Annotated in this window: 16 protein-coding genes; 7 read left to right on the plus strand and 9 right to left on the minus strand. The window is 71.0% G+C overall.

The features are described 5' to 3' along the window. Positions 1-14: 14 nt before the first annotated feature. The 4 genes from OIC96_RS32280 to OIC96_RS32295 form a co-directional block, all read right to left on the minus strand. The gene (locus OIC96_RS32280; protein WP_330304484.1) at positions 15-1,277 is read right to left on the minus strand and encodes an MFS transporter; all 1,263 of its coding nucleotides are present in this window, start codon (positions 1,275-1,277) and stop codon (positions 15-17) included. Beyond that, positions 1,274-2,620: a GH1 family beta-glucosidase gene (locus OIC96_RS32285; protein WP_330304483.1), complete on the minus strand. Its 1,347-nt coding sequence runs from the start codon at positions 2,618-2,620 to the stop codon at positions 1,274-1,276. The genes OIC96_RS32280 and OIC96_RS32285 overlap by 4 nt, the downstream gene beginning before the upstream one ends. 289 nt (positions 2,621-2,909) lie before the next feature. Beyond that, positions 2,910-3,176 (minus strand): protealysin inhibitor emfourin, encoded by a 267-nt coding sequence (locus OIC96_RS32290; RefSeq protein WP_327428610.1) that lies wholly within the window; start codon positions 3,174-3,176, stop codon positions 2,910-2,912. Positions 3,177-3,208: 32 nt separating this feature from the next. Continuing rightward, on the minus strand, positions 3,209-4,279 hold the full coding sequence (locus tag OIC96_RS32295; RefSeq protein ID WP_330304482.1) for a M4 family metallopeptidase: 1,071 nt from the start codon (positions 4,277-4,279) through the stop codon (positions 3,209-3,211). A gap of 331 nt (positions 4,280-4,610) precedes the next feature. Here OIC96_RS32295 and leuA point away from each other — a divergent pair, with 331 nt between their 5' ends. From leuA to OIC96_RS32325, 6 genes are all read left to right on the plus strand, one after another. Next, complete coding sequence (gene leuA, locus OIC96_RS32300) at positions 4,611-6,350, plus strand: 2-isopropylmalate synthase (protein WP_330304481.1); 1,740 nt, start codon at positions 4,611-4,613, stop codon at positions 6,348-6,350. A gap of 187 nt (positions 6,351-6,537) precedes the next feature. Then, the gene (locus OIC96_RS32305; RefSeq protein WP_330304480.1) at positions 6,538-7,233 is read left to right on the plus strand and encodes a TerB family tellurite resistance protein; all 696 of its coding nucleotides are present in this window, start codon (positions 6,538-6,540) and stop codon (positions 7,231-7,233) included. A gap of 140 nt (positions 7,234-7,373) precedes the next feature. Then, entirely contained in the window at positions 7,374-9,458 is a 2,085-nt protein-coding gene (locus OIC96_RS32310; RefSeq protein ID WP_330304479.1) for an MMPL family transporter, read from the plus strand. Between the two features lie 127 nt (positions 9,459-9,585). Continuing rightward, entirely contained in the window at positions 9,586-10,878 is a 1,293-nt protein-coding gene (locus OIC96_RS32315; RefSeq protein ID WP_330310092.1) for a sensor histidine kinase, read from the plus strand. Further along, positions 10,875-11,543, plus strand: coding sequence for a response regulator transcription factor (locus OIC96_RS32320; protein ID WP_330304478.1), 669 nt, complete (start codon positions 10,875-10,877; stop codon positions 11,541-11,543). Before OIC96_RS32315 ends, OIC96_RS32320 begins: the two co-directional genes overlap by 4 nt. A gap of 124 nt (positions 11,544-11,667) precedes the next feature. Beyond that, positions 11,668-12,885: a sialidase family protein gene (locus tag OIC96_RS32325; RefSeq protein WP_330304477.1), complete on the plus strand. Its 1,218-nt coding sequence runs from the start codon at positions 11,668-11,670 to the stop codon at positions 12,883-12,885. Positions 12,886-13,210: 325 nt separating this feature from the next. Here the strand turns inward: OIC96_RS32325 and OIC96_RS32330 are convergent, their stop codons facing one another. Then, entirely contained in the window at positions 13,211-13,798 is a 588-nt protein-coding gene (locus OIC96_RS32330) for a TetR/AcrR family transcriptional regulator (RefSeq protein ID WP_330304476.1), read from the minus strand. A gap of 83 nt (positions 13,799-13,881) precedes the next feature. Here OIC96_RS32330 and OIC96_RS32335 point away from each other — a divergent pair, with 83 nt between their 5' ends. After that, complete coding sequence (locus OIC96_RS32335; RefSeq protein ID WP_406501626.1) at positions 13,882-14,733, plus strand: class I SAM-dependent methyltransferase; 852 nt, start codon at positions 13,882-13,884, stop codon at positions 14,731-14,733. A gap of 19 nt (positions 14,734-14,752) precedes the next feature. Here the strand turns inward: OIC96_RS32335 and OIC96_RS32340 are convergent, their stop codons facing one another. Genes OIC96_RS32340 through OIC96_RS32355 form a run of 4 tightly spaced genes read right to left on the minus strand, consistent with a single transcriptional unit; the run spans position 14,753 to position 19,777 of the window. Next, positions 14,753-15,736 (minus strand): dihydrodipicolinate synthase family protein, encoded by a 984-nt coding sequence (locus tag OIC96_RS32340; RefSeq protein WP_330304474.1) that lies wholly within the window; start codon positions 15,734-15,736, stop codon positions 14,753-14,755. Further along, a complete protein-coding gene (locus OIC96_RS32345; protein WP_330304473.1) occupies positions 15,733-16,800 on the minus strand; it encodes an ABC transporter ATP-binding protein in 1,068 nt (355 codons plus the stop codon). Before OIC96_RS32345 ends, OIC96_RS32340 begins: the two co-directional genes overlap by 4 nt. Next, complete coding sequence (locus tag OIC96_RS32350; protein ID WP_330304472.1) at positions 16,797-18,818, minus strand: dipeptide/oligopeptide/nickel ABC transporter permease/ATP-binding protein; 2,022 nt, start codon at positions 18,816-18,818, stop codon at positions 16,797-16,799. The genes OIC96_RS32345 and OIC96_RS32350 overlap by 4 nt, the downstream gene beginning before the upstream one ends. Next, positions 18,818-19,777 (minus strand): ABC transporter permease, encoded by a 960-nt coding sequence (locus OIC96_RS32355; protein ID WP_330304471.1) that lies wholly within the window; start codon positions 19,775-19,777, stop codon positions 18,818-18,820. Before OIC96_RS32355 ends, OIC96_RS32350 begins: the two co-directional genes overlap by 1 nt. Between the last annotated feature and the right edge of the window lie 2 nt (positions 19,778-19,779).

The following is a 19,779-nucleotide window of genomic DNA, read 5'->3' on the forward strand; positions in this document are numbered from 1 at the left end:
TCCGTTCAGCCCGCTCAGTCCACGCCCTTGATCCGTCCCACCAGCACCGCCCCCGCGAGGCCGATCACCGCCGAGACGAGGTACAGCACCCGGTAGCCGCCGAGGTACGTGACGATCGGGGCGGCCAGGGCGGGTGCGGTGACCTGGGGGAGGGCGTTGGCGATGTTGATGACGCCGAGGTCCTTGCCGCGGTCCAGGGCCTTGGGCAGGACGTCGGTCATCAGGGCGAAGTCGACGGAGGTGAAGACGCCGAAGCCGATGCCCAGGACCGCGGCCGCGACGATCGCGCCGGGCCAGGTCTGCCAGCCGGCCAGCGCCGCCGTGGCCACCGCCATCAGGACGCCGGACCAGATCACGAACGGTTTGCGGCGGCCCAGCCGGTCCGACCACACCCCGCCCACCACGACGGTGGCGAGGAGCGTGACACCGTTCACCGCCGTGAGGATCAGCACGCCCTGTTCCGGGTCGTCGTAGTGCAGGCGGTCTCTCAAGTAGTAGAGCAGGTAGAGGAGTACGAGGGCGTTGCTCAGGTTGATCAGGAAGCGGGTCAGCCAGGCCCAGCCGAGGTCGGGGTGGCGGCGCGGGCTCAGCCAGAACGAGGTCAGGAAGGTGCGCCAGGACCACGCCGGGCGGGCCGACTCGGGAAGGCGCAGGTCCTGGTAGCGGAGTACGTACGGCAGGACGCCCACCAGGGTGAACACCGCGCACGCCGCGTACCCGCCGCCCGTGCCTCCCGCCACCGTCGCCAGGCCCGTGCCGCCGACCACACCCAGGATCTGCGCCGCGCCCAGCCAGCCGCCCACGGACCCCCGTTGGAGCCGTGGCACCCGGTCGGGGACGGCCGCCGTGACCGCGGCGAAGGCGGCGTTCAGGGTGAGCTGGACCAGACACCAGCCGAGCGCCATCATCCCTACGCCGCCCGCGCCCGCCAGGAGCAGCAGCGACAGCGCGCCGCCCGCCGCGCCCGCCACGATCCACGGCGTACGGCGGCCCCAGCGCGCGGTCGTGCGGTCGGACAGGGCGCCGAACAGCGGGTTGGCGATCAGCGAGACGACCGCGCCGGCGCCCGTGACCCAGGCCAGCATCGTCTCCTTCGACATGCCGGTGCCGGGCGCGAAGTCCTCCGCCTGGGAGGCGAGGAGGATCTGGAGGGGGCCGTACCAGCCCACCCAGATCGCCCCGTTGGCGAGCGAGAGCGCCGTGGTCCAGCCCCGGCCGACCCGCTCCACGGGCTCGGCCAGCGCCCCGACGGGTATGACCGGGTCGGCCGCCGTCATCTCTGTTCCCGCGCCCGCGTCTGCGCCCGCAGGGCGTCCCGCAGCCAGGTGTACGACGCCTTGGGGGTGCGTTCCAGCGTCTCGTAATCGACGTGGACGAGGCCGAAGCGGCGCGCGTATCCCTCCGCCCACTCGAAGTTGTCCATCAGCGACCACACGAAGTAGCCGCGTACGTCGACGCCCTGCTCCAACGCCCGGTGCAGTGCCCGGACATGACCGTCCAGGAACGTGATCCGCTCCTGGTCGTCGATGCCGTCGTACGAGCAGCCGTTCTCGGTGATGACCACGGGCGGGAGCCGGTCGCCGTACCTCTCGTGGAAGCCCACCAGCAGCTCCGTGAGCGCCTCCGGGACGACCGGCCAGCCGAAGTCGGTGACCGGGTAGCCCTCCAGTTCGCGGACGGAGAAGGGGAGGTCGGCGGGCAGGGTCAGTCCGCTGAACTCGATCTCCTCGCCCTCGGGGGCGCCCACCTTGGTCGGCTGGTAGTAGTTGATCCCGTACCAGTCGATCGGCTCGGCGATGACCTTCAGGTCCGCCTCGACATCGCCCGGCATCAACTCGCCGATGCCCTCCGGGTATTGGCCCAGCAGCAGCGGGTCCGCGAACAGGCGGTTCAGGAGGATGTCGTAGAAGTCGGCGGCCTCCACGTCCTCGGTGCGGCGGGATGCCGCCCAGGTCGGGCCGTGCGAGTTGGCGATGCCGATGTCGGTGGCTCCGGCCGCGCGCAGGGACCGTACGGCGAGACCGTGCGCGAGGAGCTGGTGGTGGGCCACCGGCAGCGCGTCGAACAGGAGCTGCTTGCCGGGGGCGTGTGCGCCGAGCGCGTGGCCCAACAGGGTGTGTTCGGCGGGCTCGTTGAGGGTGATCCACTTCTTCACGCGGTCGCCGAGGCGGGCGGCGACGACGGCGGCGTACTCCGCGAAGCGTTCGGCGGTGTCCCGGTTCAGCCAGCCGCCGCTTTCTTCAAGGGCCAGCGGGAGGTCCCAGTGGAAGAGGGTCGGTACGGGGCGGATGCCGGCCGCGGTCAGTTCGTCCACCAGGCGGTCGTAGAAGTCGAGGCCGCCGGGGGAGTTCACGCGGGGCCAGGAGACGGAGAAGCGGTACGCGTCCACTCCGAGGCCCGCTATGAGGGCGACGTCCTCTTCGTAGCGGTGGTAGTGGTCGCAGGCCACCGCGGCCGTGGAGGCGTCCTTGATGTGGCCGGGTTCGGCGGTGAAGGCGTCCCATACCGAGGGGGCGCGTAGGTCGGCCGCGCCCTCGATCTGGTGGGCCGAGGTGGATACGCCCCAGAGGAAGCCGGGCGGGAACTGCGGTAGGGGGTTCGTCGCCATGCGCGCGATCATCCTTACCGGCGGTAAGCGAAGTCAACGGTGTGGCGTGAACTAGGGGTTACGGCTTTTTCGGGGGGCGCCTTGGGGGTGGGGTGGTGGCGGGTGCGTGGGCGACTGCGGGCCGGTGGGGGCTGGTCGCGCAGTTCCCCGCGCCCCTAAAGAACGGGCGCCTAGGGGGTGGGGTGGTGCTGTGATTGCGCGACTGCGGGCCGTCTGTGGCTGGTCGCGCCCACGCGGCGGAGCCGCACAATGTCACAGCCCCGCGCCCCTAAAAGAACCCGGGCGCCCCCAGTAGTAATCGCTACGCGCCCTCCTTCAGGACCCTCGAAATCAGGCTTCGCTGCTCCTCCGTCAATCGAGGATCCGCCGCGTACACCGTCTTCCCGTCCACCGTGATCTCGTAGCTGAAGCCGTCCGGGACGCCGATGGAGGGGGCGCCCCGGCCGGAGGCCATTGCCTGTTCGGCCAGGGCGTGCCACTCGTGGGCGTCTGGGCGGCCCGTGGTGTCGACCTCCGCATGGCGTTCGATGCCCGCGAAACCGCCCGTACGCCTCACCTGAATACGCATGGGTCCTGTCTAGTACGTGGAGCCCCGAAGGGCTACGAGGTCGGTACGCCGACCTGCTCCCAGGCCTTCGTCACGGCCTGGAGTTCCTCGCCCTCGTTGTACCGGGACCGTGCCGCGGCGAGGGTGAGCCGTGCGAAGTCCGAGAACAGGGCCTCCTGGGTCAGCTCGCCGCCGGTGAGGACGTCGTACCAGATCTGGCCCGCCCGTTCCCAGGCGTGGCCGCCGAGCGCCTCGGCGACGAGGTAGAAGGCGTGGTTGGGGATGCCGGAGTTGATGTGGACGCCGCCGTTGTCGCGGCCGGTGCGGACGTAGTGGTCCATCGTCGCGGGCTGCGGGTCCTTGCCGAGCACGTCGTCGTCGTACGCGCTGCCCGGTTCCTTCATGGAGCGCAGCGCGGTGCCGGTGACGCGCGGGGCGAGCAGGCCCGCGCCGATCAGCCAGTCGGCCTCGGTGGCGGTCTGGCCGAGCGTGTACTGCTTGATCAGTGAGCCGAAGACGTCCGACATGGACTCGTTCAGGGCGCCCGGCTGGCCGAAGTAGGTGAGGTTCGCCGTGTACTGGGTGACGCCGTGGGTCAGCTCGTGGCCGATGACGTCGACCGGGATGGTGAAGTCGAGGAAGATCTCGCCGTCACCGTCGCCGAACACCATCTGCTCGCCGTTCCAGAAGGCGTTGTTGTAGTTCACGTCGTAGTGCACCGTCGCGTCGAGCGGCAGGCCCTCGCCGTTGATCGAGTTGCGCTGGTACGCCTTCAGGTACAGCTCGAAGGTCGCGCCGAGACCGGCGTACGCGCGGTTGACGGTGGCGTCCTTGCCCGGCTTGTCGCCCTCGCCGCGGACCTTCTTGCCGGGCAGGTCCTGGTGGTGGCGGGCGTCGTAGAGCGTGCGGTGCGGCTTGGACTCCTCCGCTTCCTTCGGCAGGGCGACGGCCGGGGCGCCGATGACGGTGGTCAGCCGGCGGTGGGTGCGCTCGTAGGCGTCGCGCTCCAGGGTCTGGCGTGCGGGTCCGGCGAGTGCGGGGTCCTCGTGCTGGGCGAGCTTGTCGAGGACGTGGGGCGGGACGATGGTGCAGAAGACGGGCTCGAAGCCCCCGTGGGTCGTCATGCCCGGCACCCTTGCACTGAGTTATGCCGCTGTCACTACCTGCAACCATGATTGGTGAAATGCGGCAATAAGGAGCCTCGGGGGCCGGATGAAAGTGGTATGGCGCACTTTTTGCCCCTTTTTATACCTTTCGGTCTCGCGGTCCCGCATACTGATACAGCCCCCCGTACGGAGCGTGGCTCGGCTAGGCTGCGGAGCATCATGCGTTTCGGGCTGCTTCTCCTTAGCTGCCGCGGCGAGGGCCTGTAGTCGAGGCCGACCCCCTCCCCGCGGAGTCTGGCGTTGCGCCGTCGGCCGTCCTTTCGGACACCCACCGAGGAGCCCACGCATCATGGCGAACAGCCAGACCCGCCGCAATCGTCAGCAGCCCACCTCCATGCCGGTGCACAAGTACGGCCAGTACGACCAGGTCGACATCGCCGACCGCAGCTGGCCGGAGCAGCGGATCACCACCGCCCCCCGCTGGCTCTCCACCGACCTGCGTGACGGCAACCAGGCCCTGATCGACCCCATGTCGCCCGCGCGCAAGCGTGAGATGTTCGACCTGCTGGTCAAGATGGGCTACAAGGAGATCGAGGTCGGCTTCCCCGCGTCGGGACAGACGGACTTCGACTTCGTGCGCTCGATCATCGAGGACGGGGGCGCGATCCCGGATGACGTGACGATCTCCGTACTGACCCAGGCCCGCGAGGACCTGATCGAGCGGACCGTCGAGTCGCTGAAGGGCGCCAAGCGCGCCACCGTGCACCTGTACAACGCCACCGCCCCGGTCTTCCGCCGGGTCGTCTTCCGCGGCTCCAAGGACCAGATCAAGCAGATCGCCGTCGACGGCACGCGCCTGGTCATGGAGTACGCCGAGAAGCTGCTGGGCCCCGAGACCGAGTTCGGCTACCAGTACAGCCCCGAGATCTTCACCGACACCGAGCTGGACTTCGCCCTGGAGGTCTGCGAGGCCGTCATGGACGTCTGGCAGCCCGGCCCGGGCCGCGAGATCATCCTCAACCTGCCCGCCACGGTGGAGCGTTCGACCCCGTCCACGCACGCGGACCGCTTCGAGTGGATGGGCCGCAACCTGACCCGCCGCGAGTACGTCGTCCTGTCGATCCACCCGCACAACGACCGCGGTACGGCCGTCGCCGCCGCCGAGCTGGCGCTGATGGCCGGCGCCGACCGCGTCGAGGGCTGTCTGTTCGGCCAGGGCGAGCGCACCGGCAACGTCGACCTGGTCACCCTGGGCATGAACCTGTTCTCGCAGGGCGTCGACCCGCAGATCGACTTCTCCGACATCGACGAGATCCGTCGTACGTGGGAGTACTGCAACCAGATGGAGATCCACCCGCGCCACCCGTACGTGGGCGATCTGGTCTACACGTCCTTCTCCGGCTCCCACCAGGACGCCATCAAGAAGGGCTTCGACGCGATGGAGGCCGACGCGGCCGCCAAGGGCGTCACGGTCGACGACATCGAGTGGGCCGTCCCGTACCTGCCGATCGACCCGAAGGACGTCGGCCGCTCCTACGAGGCCGTCATCCGCGTCAACTCGCAGTCCGGCAAGGGCGGTATCGCGTACGTCCTGAAGAACGACCACAAGCTGGACCTGCCGCGCCGGATGCAGATCGAGTTCTCGAAGATCATCCAGACGAAAACGGACGCCGAGGGCGGCGAGGTCACGCCGAAGGACATCTGGGCGACCTTCCAGGACGAGTACCTGCCGAACCCCGAGAACCCCTGGGGTCGTATCCAGGTCAAGGCCGGCCAGTCCACGACGGACAAGGACGGCGTGGACACGCTCACGGTCGAGGCCTCGGTCGACGGCACGGACACCGTCCTGACCGGTACCGGCAACGGTCCGATCTCCGCCTTCTTCGACGCCCTGCAGTCCATCGGCATCGACGTACGCCTGCTGGACTACCAGGAGCACACGATGAGCGAGGGCGCCTCCGCGCAGGCCGCCTCGTACATCGAATGCGCGATCGGCGACAAGGTTCTGTGGGGAATCGGCATCGACGCGAATACGACACGTGCTTCGCTGAAGGCCGTCGTCTCCGCCGTCAACCGCGCGGCTCGCTGACGCTCCTGACCGGCGCTTTTCGGGGCCCCGTCCGCCTTTACAGGCGGGCGGGGCCCCGTCGTTTACCGGCCAATCCCGGTGCAGGTCACGAGCAGGTCTCGTCCGGGGTACTGACTCCGCATCAACAATGTGGCTAACATCACGCCAGCGCGGCGATGTTGCCGCGGCGTTACGGAGGTGTGCGAGCGTGCTGCCAGGATGGGGACGAAACGGTCGTGCAGTTGAGGTTCCCCGCATCCTGGGCACCCGTACCGCGTGGACGACGGTAGGCGACGGCGAGTTCTTCTGCCCCGGCTGCGGAGGCGACCGCAACTACCAGCGGCTCACCGGCCGCCGCCGCTTCACCCTCCTCGGCGTTCCCGTTCTCCCGCGCGGCGAGACCGGGCCCGTCGTCGAATGCGCCGCCTGCCGCCACCACTACGGCGCCGACGTCCTCGACCACCCCACCACCACCCGCTTCTCCGCGATGCTCCGCGACGCCGTCCACACCGTCGCCCTCGCCGTCCTCGCCGCGGGCGGCACCTGCGCCCGTACGTCCCTGGAGACCGCCGCCGGCGCGGTCCGCTCGGCCGGCTTCGACGACTGCACGGAGGACCAGCTCAGCGCGCTCGTCGAGGCACTCGCCTCGGACACGGGGCGGGTCTTCGGGGAGCCGTGCGGGGCGAGTCTGGCCATAGAGCTCCACGAGGCCCTGGATCCGCTGGCCCCGCACCTCGCCCCCACCGGCCGGGAGGCCATCCTCCTCCAGGGCGCGCGGATCGCGCTGGCCGACGGGCCGTACACACCCGCCGAGCGGGATGTCCTGGCCACCGTGGGCGCGGCACTGACGATCTGCTCGGACGACGTGACGCGGTTGCTGGTGGCGGCGCGTACACCCTCGTAATACTCCCCAGGGAGTAATCCCCCCGTTCCGCCACCCCTCGGAGTACCCCCGAACTCGCCCTCCGGCGCGACGAATCAGGCGTCGTGCGCCGGGAGTCTGGTGACTGTCCAGACACCCGGCCAGGAGGGGAGGACCCCGCCATGGGGCCCGGAAAGACAACCACGCGTACGCGACGAAGGGCCGTGCCCTGGGTGCTGCTCGGGCTCTGGGTGGCCGTGCTGGCCTTCGTCGGGCCGTTCGCGGCGAAACTCGCGGACGTGCAGCACGACCGCGCCGTGGACTATCTCCCGGCGAGCGCGGACTCCACCCAAGTGGCGAAGATCGAGGACCAGTTGCCCGGTGGCGAGACCACCGAGCTGGTCCTCGTCTACCACCGCGACGGCGGACTGAGCGCCGCCGACCGCGCGACGGCCGCGCGCCAGATCGCCGAGATCACCAAGGAGAACCCGCTCACCGGAACCCCGAAGGGCGTGCCGTCCCGGGACGGGACCACCCTGATGTACCCGGTCGCCAGCTCCGCACCCGGCACCGACGAGAAGAAGCGGGACGCGTTCGTCAACGACGTACGCGATGTCGCACGGGGAGCGGACGGGCTGAGCGTCGACGTCGGCGGGCAGGGCGCGCTCGCCACCGACGCCGCCGAGGTCTACAACTCCCTCGGCGGGCCGCTGCTCTACACCACCGTCGCCGTGGTCGCCGTCCTGCTGATCCTCATCTACCGCAGCCCGCTGCTGTGGCTCGTGCCGCTCGCCGTCGCGGGCGTCGCCGACTATCTGTCGATGGGCGTCGCCTACGGGCTCCACGAGGCGTTCGGCACCAGCGTCTCCGGCCAGAGCTCGGGCGTGATGACGATCCTCGTGTTCGGCGCCGGAACCGACTACGCGCTGCTGCTGATCTCCCGCTACCGGGAGGAACTGCGACGCGTGGAGCGGCCGTACGACGCGATGCGGCAGGCCCTGCGCGGCTGCGGGCCCGCCGTGCTCGCCTCCTCCGGCACCGTCGCCGCCGGACTGCTGTGCCTGCTCGCCGCCGACCTCAACAGCAGCCGGGGCATGGGCCCGACGGGCATGGTGGGTGTGCTGTGCGCGCTCGTCGCCATGCTGACGCTGCTGCCCGCCCTCCTCGTCCTGCTCGGGCGGCGGGTGTTCTGGCCGCTCGTCCCCGCCTTCGGCAGCCAGCCCAAGCAGCGGCGCAACCTCTTCTCCGCCATGGGGAGTTCGGCCGGGCGGCGGCCGTACGCCGTCCTCGCGGGCGGGGCCGTACTGCTCGGGGCGCTCGCCCTCGGCACGCTGAATCTGCCCGGCGCGCTCAAGCAGCAGGACACCTTCGCCCACAAGCCGGACTCGGTCGCCGCGATCGAGACCCTCGCCAAGGCCTACCCGGGGCAGGGCACCCAGCCGCTCACCGTGATCACCCCCACCGGACGGGCGGACGCCGCGCTGGCCACCGTGCGGGACCACCAGGGCGTCGCGAGCGCCGAGCGGGGCCGCAGCGCAAAGGGCTGGACGGAGATCTCCGTCATCGCCCGGGGCGCACCCCAGTCGGCGGCCGAGACCGCCACGATCAAGTCGCTCCGGGCGGATCTCAAGGGCTCGGGCTCGTACGTCGGAGGCGCCAGCGCCCAGCAGATCGACCTTCAGGACACCAACGCCCGCGACCGGCTCGTCGTCGTACCGATCGTGCTCGTCTCCGTGCTGCTGATCCTGATCGTGCTGTTGCGCAGTCTGGTCGCCCCGCTGCTGCTGGTCGTCGCCGTGATCGCGGTGTGGGGCGCGGCGCTCGGCATCGGCGGGCTGGTCTTCGGGCCGCTCTTCGGCTTCGAGGGGACCGACCCTGGGCTCGGCCTGCTGTCCTTCGTCTTCCTGGTGGCGTTGGGTGTCGACTACGGGATCTTCCTGATGCACCGCATGCGGGAGGAGTCGCTGTCGGGTGCCGAACCGGTCGCCGCCGCGCTGACCGCGCTGCGGACGACGGGCGGTGTGATCGCCTCGGCGGGGCTGGTCCTCGCGGCGACCTTCGCGGTGCTGACGAACATGGGGCTCGTGCAGCTCGTCGAGCTCGGGTTCGTGATCGCGGTCGGGGTGCTGCTCGACACCTTCCTCGTCCGGACGTATCTGGTGACCAGCGCGAGTGTGGCGCTGGGACGGAGGGTGTGGTGGCCGGGCCGGCTGTCGCGCGAGCCGGAGCAGGAGTCCGAGCCGCGGACCCCTGTCGCCGTCGGCTGAACCACATCTGTACATATACGAACCAATATGTGAACTGATATGTGAACCACATCTGAACCACATCGGGCGCCCCTCCCTCCCGGAGGGGCGCCCTCTCACGGAGGATGAAGCGGTGGACGCCACACGCATGCTGCACCTCACCGGCTTCGCACACCGGGGGACCGTCGACCCCGCACGGGCACTGCGCCAGGACGCGCTGCTCGCCGCCGTGCTGCTGGTCGTCGACGTGACCGTGGCGCTCACGGTCGGCGCCGACGGCCGCCGTCCGGACGCCCTGGGCTGGACCCTGCTGATCGCCGCGCACCTTCCACTGGTGTGGCGGCGCCGCGCCCCGCTCACCGCGTTCCTCGCGCTCGTCGCCTTCGCCGGCCCGTACCACGCGCTCGACTTCAACCACACGGCGCCGCTGGCCGCCTCGATGCTCGCCCTGTTCACCGTGGCCGTGACGGGACGCCCGCTGCGCTCCCTCCTGGTCGGCAGCGGCGTCATCGGCCTGATGCTCACGGTCAAGTTCGCGAAGGGCGCCGCCGAGGGCGCCGAGGCGCTGCGCGTCGCGGGCTGGATCGTCGCGTTCATCGTCCTCGGCGTGTACGTCCGCGTTCACGGGCAGTACGTCGCCTCGGTCGTCGAACGCGCCGAACGCGCCGAACGCACCCGCGAGGAGGAGGCGCGCCGCCGGGTCGCCGAGGAACGCCTGCGCATCGCCCGCGACCTGCACGATCTGCTCGCCCACACCATCACGCTCATCGGCGTCCAGACATCCGTCGCCGCGCACGTCCTGGCCGCCGACCCCGACCGCCTGGACCGAGAGGCGGTCGCCCGGGCCCTCGACGACATCTCCGAGACCTGCCGCACCGCACGCGGCGAAGTGCGCAGCACGCTGGAGGTGCTGCGCGCGCCGGAGTACGGCGGCGACGGGCGCGGCCCGCTGCCCGGCCTCGACGGACTGTCCGACCTGGTGACCGCGGCGCGCACCGCGGGCGCGAAGGTGGAGACGGAGATCGCGGTACCGACGGCCGGCGTCCCGTCCGCCGTGGGCGCCGCCGCCCACCGGATCGTCCAGGAGGCGCTCACCAACGCGGTACGGCACGCGGGCCCCGAGGTGACGGTACGCGTGGCCCTGCGGGCGGACGACTGGGCGCTGCGGGTGACGGTCACGGACGACGGCGTCGGCGACGCGGGCGGCCCGCCCGGGTTCGGACTCGTGGGGATGCGGGAGCGGGCTCGTAGTGTGGGCGGGACGCTGGAGGCCGGGGTGCGGGAGGGCGGTGGGTTCGGAGTGTCGGCGGTGCTGCCACTGGTGGGCCCGGGCCCGGTCGCGGTCACGGTTCCCATGCAGGCAGATGCACGGGATCTCGACCCCGTACGTGATGACGAAGCCGTACGCGCACCCGAACTCGAACGAGGCGAGCCCCGATGACCATTCGCGTACTTCTCGCCGACGATCAGACGCTCGTGCGGGCCGCGTTCGCCATGCTCGTCGAGTCGGCGCGGGACATGGAGGTCGTCGGACAGGCGGCCACCGGGCGGGAGGCGGTGGAGCTGGCGCGCAGCGCGCGGGCCGATCTGGTCGTCATGGACATCCGCATGCCCGACCTGGACGGCATCGAGGCGACCCGGCTCATCGCGGCCGACCAGAACCTGGCCGGGGTCAGGGTCCTGGTCCTCACCACGTACGACACCGATGAATACATCGCGGAGGCCCTGCGTGCGGGCGCCTCCGGCTTCCTGGTGAAGGACACGAGGCCCGCCGAACTCCTCGACGCCATCCGCACGGTGGCCGCCGGGGACGCCCTGCTGTCACCGGGCCCGACCGCCCGCCTGATCGCCCGCTTCCTGCGCGGCCCGGCGGCTCCCGTGCCCGTGGCGGGTGGCCCCGACGGCCTCTCCGAGCGGGAGCGCGAGGTGCTGGCGCTGGTCGCGCGCGGCCTCAACAACACCGAGATAGCGGGGGCGCTGGGCCTGAGCCCGCTGACCGCGAAGACCCATGTCAGCCGCATCATGGGCAAGCTGGGCGCGCGGGACCGGGCTCAGCTGGTGATCGTGGCGTACGAGTCGGGACTCGTCACTCCGGGGGCGTGTTGAAGCGCCCGCTGAACTGACGTCACGTCAACACGCTGTAGTGGCATGTGTGTCGCTGTGCCCTTTTTGGGCAATAGCTCCTCCTGGACATCCCACGTCCTATGTCCTCCGAGGTCCAGGGAGTGCCATGAGCATCACGAGCCGTATGGTCGCGCCGACGGCAGCCGTCGGATTCCTCGCCGGTCTCGCCGCCCTCACGGGGACCGGCACCGCGTCGGGCGCGCCGCCCGCCACCCGGGCCTGTACCTCGTCCGTGCCGTACACCGCGGGCCAGGGCGGCTACGACACGTACCGCATCCCCGCCGCGGTCACGACGCGTGCCGGTACGTTGCTCGCCTTCGCGGAGGGGAGGCAGAACGGCGCCGGCGACACCGGGCGCATCGACGTCGTCCTCAGACGTTCCCTGGACGGCGGCTGTTCGTGGGGGCCGCTGCGGGTGGTCGCGTCCGGGGGCGGGAACACCCGGGGCAACCCGGCACCGGTCGTGGACCCCCGCACCGGCCGGATCGTCCTCCTCACGTCCTACAACAGCGGTGCGGTGACCGAGGCGAAGATCATGCGGGGCGAGGTCACCGCGGGGCGGAGCCGTCGCGTCTTCGTCCAGACGAGCCGCGACGACGGGCGGCACTTCTCGGCTCCGCGGGACATCACGGCGCAGGTGAAGCCGCGGGGGTGGCGGTGGTACGCCACGGGGCCGGGCCACGCGATCGCCCTCGGTCACGGTCCGCACGCCGGGCGGCTGGTGGTGCCCGCGAACCACTCCGCGGCGCCGCCCGTGGGCTCCGCCGACAGCGGGCAGGAGCCCAAGTACTACGGCGCGCACGCCATCTACAGTGACGACGGCGGGCTTACGTGGAGGCTGGGGTTCGTGGACCACTCGTACGACGGGGTCGCCAACGCGAACGAGAGTGGTGCCGCCGAACTTCCCGACGGGCGGGTGTACTTCACCGCCCGGGACCAGAACGGCGCGAGTGCCGGCAATCGGCTCGACGCCTACTCCAGTGACGGAGCGGAGAGCCTGGACCGCCCCTACAGGATCCAGCCCACGCTGAACGATGTGCCTGTGGTTCAGGCGAGTGTGCTGCAACTGAGTGGGGCCGGTGCGCCTCTTCTCTTTTCCGCGCCCTCTGTTCCCACCGTCCGTCAGTCGATGGCCATCTGGCGGAGCGTGGACGAGGGGGCGAGCTTCACGAAGGTGATGACGCTGTCTTCGTTGCGGGCGGCGTACTCGGACCTTGTGCAGCTTGGTTCGGGTCGGGTTGGGGTGCTGTATGAGACCGGGGTGAAGGGGGCGTACGAGACGATCGAGTTTCGGCGGGTGCCCGTGAGTGGCGTGCTGGGGTAGGCGGGTTTCGCCCCCGCCGCCCCTACCCGTCCCATCCTTCTGGGGCTCCGCCCCAGACCCCGTGGGCCGGTTCGTCGACTGCGGGCCGGTGGGGGTTGCTCGCGCAGTTCCCCGCGCCCCTAACGGCGCGGGGCTGCGCCCGCGATCCCCCGCCCGCCCCGGGTTTTCAGGGGCGCGGGGAACTGCGCGACCAGCCCCCACCGTCCCGCACCCGACGAACCACCCCTGTTAAGGGGCGCGGGGAACTGCGCAATCTTTTAGGGGGGTCTGGGGGCGCAGCCCCCAGGGATGGGACGGGTAGGGGCGGCGGGGGCGAAGAAGGCTGCTATCGCGCGACCCCGGCGATGGCCGACGCCACGGCCCTGTGGACGGCTTCGGGTTGTGGCGGGGTGCCTTTGCGGTCGGCGTAGAGGAGGTGGGCGGTGCCGATCAGGGTGGGGGCGAGGGCGTCGATGTCGGCGTCCGTCGTGATGCGGCCCAGGTCGCGCTCCACGGTGAGGTAGGAGGCGATCATGGCGGCGGCTTCCGTGAGGAGGGGGATGCCGGTCGGTGTGGTTCGGCGGAGCCGCGCGCGCAGGTCGTCGCGGGAGGTGACGAGGCCGACGATCGCCACGGCGACCGAACCGAACAGGTTCGTCAGCGCGCCGGCGAGGTTGTCGGCGACGGTGCCTGTTCCGGCGGAGTCGCGCAGGGCGGCGGCCTGGTCGTCGATCCGGCGGACACGGTCCAGGACGAGCTCGGCGAGGAAGGCGTCGAAGTCGGCGAAGTGCCGGTGCAGGACGCCTTTGGCGCAGCCCGCCTCCGTGGTGACCGCCCGGCTGGTCAGGGCGCTCGGCCCGTCCCGGAGCAGGACGCGCTCGGCGGCGTCGAACAGTTGCTCCCGAGCGTCGCGGATGGCTACCCCTGTCGGCACCGTGCGTACCTCTTTCTTTCGCTGTACCGGCCCGCCTGGCCCGCCCGTTGACGAGTGGGCGCTTGCCCATTCATAGTGGGCGCATGCCCACTTTACAGCCGGAGCCTGCACGTCGTCCTTCCGGGAATGAGTCTCATCGAGCGAACGAGCCGCATCGCGCCCGACAGATGGCGGAGTCCTTCGGCACGGACGCCGAACGCTATGACCGGGCCCGGCCCCGCTACCCCGACGCCCTGGTGAACCGGATCGTCGCCGCCGCCCCCGGGCCCGACGTCCTCGACGTCGGCTGTGGCACCGGTATCGCCGCCCGGCAGTTCCAGGCGGCCGGCTGCGAGGTGCTCGGGGTCGAGCCCGACGCGCGGATGGCCGACATGGCACGGCGGTTCGGGGTCGGGGGCGGGGTCGACGTGGCTACGTTCGAGGCCTGGGATCCGGCCGGCCGGACGTTCGACGCGGTCGTCGCCGGACAGGCCTGGCACTGGATCGACCCGGTCGCGGGAGCCGCCAAGGCCGCACAGGTGCTGCGGCCCGGCGGCCGACTGGCGGCGTTCTGGCATGTGTTCGACCTGCCGCCCGAGATCACGGAAGCCCTCGTCACGGTCTGCCGACGGGTGATGCCCGACTCGCCGTTCGACTTCCGGGCGATGACGGAGCGAGCGGCCATGGATGTGTACCAGGAGTTGTTCACCAAGGCCGCCGACGGGATCCGCGAGGCGGGCGGGTTCAACGAACCGGAGCAGTGGCGATTCGACTGGGAGTGGTCCTACACGCGGGACGCGTGGCTGGACCAGATGCCCACCCATGGCATCCTCACCCAGCTCCCGGCGGACCCGCTGGCGGAGGTGCTGGAGGGCGTCGGGGCCGCCATCGACGCGATGGGCGGCAGCTTCACGATGCGGTACGCGACGGTGGCGGTCACCGCCAGGAAGGGGTGAGACCTTTTGGCGAGACTTTTTACAGCAGTCCCGCCCCCGCCAGATACTTTCCCACCCGCTCCACTTCGCCCCCCGACAGTGGAACCTGAGGCTCCGCCGTTGCGGGGCAGTCGATGATCCCCCGCAGGTGCAGCGCCGCCTTGAAGGCGCCGAGGGCCGACGAGCTGCCGCCCATCCGGGCTGGATCACCCGCGCCCACCATCCCGAACAATGCGCACAACCGCTCCTGTTCGGCCCGGGCCCGTTCCCGGTCGCCCGCCATACACAGGTCGTACAGCCGCACGTACCCGACCGGATCCACGTTGGCGAGCCCGGGCACCGCCCCGTCCGCCCCCAGCGCCAGCGCGGAGTCCATGACGGTCTCGGATCCGGTGAGGAGGGTGAATCCGGTGATGTCGGGGTGGGCGCGGGCGCCGGTGACGACGGAGCGGAAGGCGCCCAGGTCGCCGCTGGAGTCCTTGAGGCCCACCAGTGCGCCGTCCGCTGCCAGCTCCAGGACCAGCTCCGCGCTCAGCTTGGTGTGGACGGAGACAGGGATGTCGTACGCGAAGACCGGCACCGACGAGCGCGCGGCGATCAGGCGGAAGTGGCGGGCGATCTCCGCCGGGTGGGTGCGGGTGTAGAACGGCGCCGTGGCCACGATCGCGTCGGCGCCCGCCGCCGTGACGGCCGCGGCGTGGGACAGGACACGCGGCGTCGTCATGTCGATCGCGCCCGCGAGGACGGGGAGTTGCCCGGCGACATGCGCGGCCACCGTCTCCACCACCAGTCGGCGCTGCGCGTCCGTCAGATAGGCCACCTCGGACGTCGAGCCGAGGACGAACAAGCCGTGCACCCCGCCGTTCACCAGGTGATCGACCAGCCTGATGAGTGACGGGACGTCCACCTCGCGTTCCGGTGTCAGGGGAGTACAGACGGGCGGTACGACACCGGTCAACGGAATTGAGAAAGGCGCGAAGCGCGGCCTTGAAAGGGTGATGGTGGGCGACGGGTGGGCCGTCATGAAGGCTCCCTGATGTGCTGCTGGAACGGGACGTCGGCCATGGCGGTGGCCGAGGCGGCGGACTCGGCCTGCGCGACCAGCGCGCGCGTCGACTGGCCCTCCTCCACAGGATGGTGACACCGGAAACGGTGATCCGGCCTCGACGCGGCCGCGAAGTCCGGCATCACGGACCCGCACACCTCGTCCGCCTTCCAGCAGCGCGTACGGAACGGGCAGCCGGAGGGAGGGTGAGTCGCCGACGGGACCGGGCCCACCAGCGGAATCGGGTCGATGGGGTCCAGAAGGCCCGGGGTCGCCGAGAAGAGCGCCCGTGTGTACGGGTGCCGGGAGCGGTCGGTGACCTCGTCGGCCGGTGACTCCTCGACGATCCGGCCGAGGTACATCGTGATCACCCGGTCGCTCATCCGCCGTACCGTCTGGATGTCGTGAGACACGAAGACCAGGGCCAGGCCCAGGCGCTCCTTCAGGTCGAGGAGCAGGTTCAGGATCTGGGCGCGCACCGACACGTCCAGCGCGCTCGTCGGCTCGTCGGCCACGACCAGGTCCGGTTCCAGGGCCAACGCGCGGGCGATGGCGACGCGTTGGCGCTGGCCGCCGGAGAGCTGGCCGGGCAGGGCGTCCGCGAGGGCGCGGGGGAGACCGACCAGCGACATCAACTCCCGTACCCGATCCGCTCGTTCGGCCGTCGTGCCGCGCCGGTGTACGTCCAGCGGGTCCCGCAGGATCTGCCGTACGGGCAGGCGGCGGTTCAGGGCCGTCGACGGGTCCTGGAAGATCATGCCCGTGCTGCCGCCGACGGCCGTGCGCCGCTCGGCCGGTTTCAGGGACCACAGGTCGCGGCCACCGAAGGTCACCGTGCCGGACGTCGGCTGCTGCACCCCCACCAGCACCTTCGCGAGCGTCGACTTGCCGCAGCCGGACTCGCCGACGACGCCGACCGTCTCGCCGGGCGCGATGGCGAGGTCGGCGCCGGTGAGGGCGTACACCTTGTCCCGGGTGAACACGCCGCCGCTGCGGGCCTTGTGGACGACGTGCGTGTCGGACAGCCGCACCAGCGCGTTCATGTGACGGCCCCTTCTTCGCTTCCGTTGGGATCGGCCGGCGCGACCGCGCCTCCGCTCTCCCCGGTCGTCGCCAGGCCGGCCGCCGGGTGGTGGCAGGCCGCCGTGTGCGTCCGCGTCCCCACCAGGTCCGGCGTCGTCGTACGGCACACCTCGCTCGCCAGTGGGCAGCGGTCGGCGAAGCGGCAGCCCGCCGGGAAGTCGGCGGGGGAGGGTACGACCCCCTTGATCTGGGTCATGCGCTCGGCCGCCGACTCCAGTGAGAGGACGCTGCCCAGCAGCCCGCGCGTGTAGTGGTGGGCCGGCGCCTCCACCAGATCCGCCGTCACGCCCGTCTCGACGATCTGGCCGCCGTACATGACGACCACCCGGTCGGTGACGGCCGAGACCAGGGCCAGGTCGTGCGAGACGAGGATCAGCGCGAAGTCCAGCTCCTCGCGCAGCCGCAGCAGCAGCTCTATGACCTGCGCCTGGACCGTCACGTCGAGGGCGGTCGTCGGTTCGTCGGCGATGATCAGCTTGGGACTGCGGGACAGGGCCATCGCGATCAGGACGCGCTGGCGCTGGCCCCCGGAGAGCTCGTGCGGGTAGCTGCGCAGGGTGCGTTCGGGGTCCAGGCCGACCATGTCCAGCAGTTCGGTGGCCGTCCGCCTGCCGCCCCGCCGTATCACCTGCTTGAGCTGCGCCCTGATGGTCATCGCCGGGTTCAGGGAGGACAGCGCGTCCTGGTAGATCATCGCCATCTCATGGCCCAGCAGCCGACGTCGTACGCGCATCGGCTCGCCGACCAACTGCCGCTGGTTGAACCGGACATGGCCGCGGACCCGAGCCCCTTTCGGCTCCAGGCCCATCACCGCCAGCGCCGTCAGCGACTTGCCGCAGCCGGACTCGCCGACCAGACCGAGGACCTCACCCGGCTGCACCTCGAAGCTGATGCCGTCGACGATGTCCACCCCCGCGTGGCGGGCGTCGAAGCCGATGGCCAGGTTCTCGACGGCGAGAACGGGCTGCTGGCCGGAGGGGAGCGGGCGGGCCCGTGCGCGCAGGCGCGCCGCCGCTTCCGTGAGACCCGGCAGTTCCAGGACCGTCCCGCTGCCGGGCTCGGGGGCCTCCAGCCGGTCCTCCGCCGCGGGCGCGGACACGTCCCTGGCCGCCGGCGCCGCCCACGCGTCCGAGACACCCTCGGAGAGGATGTTCAGCGACAGCACGGTGATCAGCATCAGCAGGCCCGGGAAGACGGTCGCCCACCAGCCGCCCGTCAGCACCATGTTCTTGCCGTCCGCGATGACGCTGCCCCAGGACGGGTCCGGGGGCCGTACGCCCGCGCCGATGAAGGACAGCGACGCCTCGAAGACGATCGCCTCCGCGACCTGCACGGTGCAGAACACCAGGACGGGGGCGGCGCAGTTGACGGCCACGTGCCTGATGACGATGTGCGGGGTGCGGGCGCCGATGACGTGCTCGGCGGTCACATAGTCCTCGCCGTACTGGTCGAGGACGTTCGCCCGTACGACCCTGGCGACCGGCGGGGTGAACAGGAACGCGATCGCGCAGATCAGCACCGTGATGCCGCCGCCGAAGACGGCCACCAGGACCGCGGCGAGCGCGATGCCGGGGAACGCCATCACCACGTCCAGGCAGCGCATCAGCGTCTCGTCGACCGCCTTGCGGGAGGTCGCCGCGACCGCGCCGAGGAGCGCACCCACGACGAGGGCGAGCGCGGTGGCGCCCAGTCCGATGGCGAGGGACCAGCGGGCGCCGTACATCAGCCGGCTGAGGATGTCCCGGCCGAGACTGTCCTGCCCCATCCAGTGACCGGCGGACGGGTGCCCGGTGCCGTCCACCGGCGCCTGCTGGTCGAGCGGGTCGTGCGGGGCCAGCAGCGGTGCGAGGAGGGCGACCAGCAGCACCACGGCGAGGAAGCAGACCGCGATCTTCGACAGCGGGGGCAGCCGCCGCCAGCCGCGCAGCCGGACACCGGGCCGGGAGAGGGACTCCGCGAGGCTTTTGCGCGTGAACATCAGGTCGCATCCCTCAGTCGCGGGTTGACCAGCAGATACAGGATGTCGATGACGAGGTTCACGACCACGAATCCGATGGCCGTGGTCAGCACGACGCCCTGCACGACCGCAGGGTCGCCGTTCTTCACGGCGTCGATCATCAGCTTCCCCATCCCGGGGAGCGAGAAGATCGTCTCGATGACGACCGCCCCGCCGAGCAGATACCCGACGCGCAGCCCCAGCACGGTGAGCGGGTTCATCAGGGCGTTGCGCAGGACGTTGCGGCCGACGACCACGCGGGGCGGCAGCCCGCTGCCGATCGCCGTGCGTACGTAGTCCTTGTCCAGCTCCTCGACCACGGAGGTCCGCACGATCCGGGTGAGCTGCGCGGCGACCGGCAGGGAGAGCGCGAGCGCGGGCAGGGCCATCGTCTTCAGCCAGCCGCTCAGCGAGTCGGCCGGGTTGATGTAGCCGCCGGTCGGGAACCAGCCCTGGTCGACGGCCAGATACTGGATCATCAGCAGCGCCAGCCAGAAACCGGGCGCCGCCACCCCCGTGAGCGAGACGACGCGGATGATCTGGTCGGGCAGCCGGTCGCGGTAGATCGCCGCGGTGACCCCGCCGAGCAGCGAGAGCACCACCGCGATGCCGAGCCCCAGGAAGGTGAGCTGGAGCGTGAGCGGCAGCGCGGTGGTGACCTGGTCGAGGACCGACCCCCGGGTGAGCGCGCTGGTGCCCATGTCACCGTGGAGCAGGTCCCCCACGAAGTGGAAGTAGCGCACCGGCAGCGGGTCGAGCAGCCCGTTCTGCTCCCGGAAGTCGTGCAGCTGCTGCGGGGTCGGATTGGCGCCCTGGAAGAACGCCGACGCCGGGTCGACGTCGGAGAACCGCATCACGAGGAACACGAACAGGACGATTCCGAGCATCAGCGGCACGAGCAGCGCGACGCGGCGCAGCAGGATCCTGGCGATGGCGACCACGT

This window comes from Streptomyces sp. NBC_00775, assembly GCF_036347135.1.
GTDB classification, from domain to species: domain Bacteria; phylum Actinomycetota; class Actinomycetes; order Streptomycetales; family Streptomycetaceae; genus Streptomyces; species Streptomyces lutosisoli.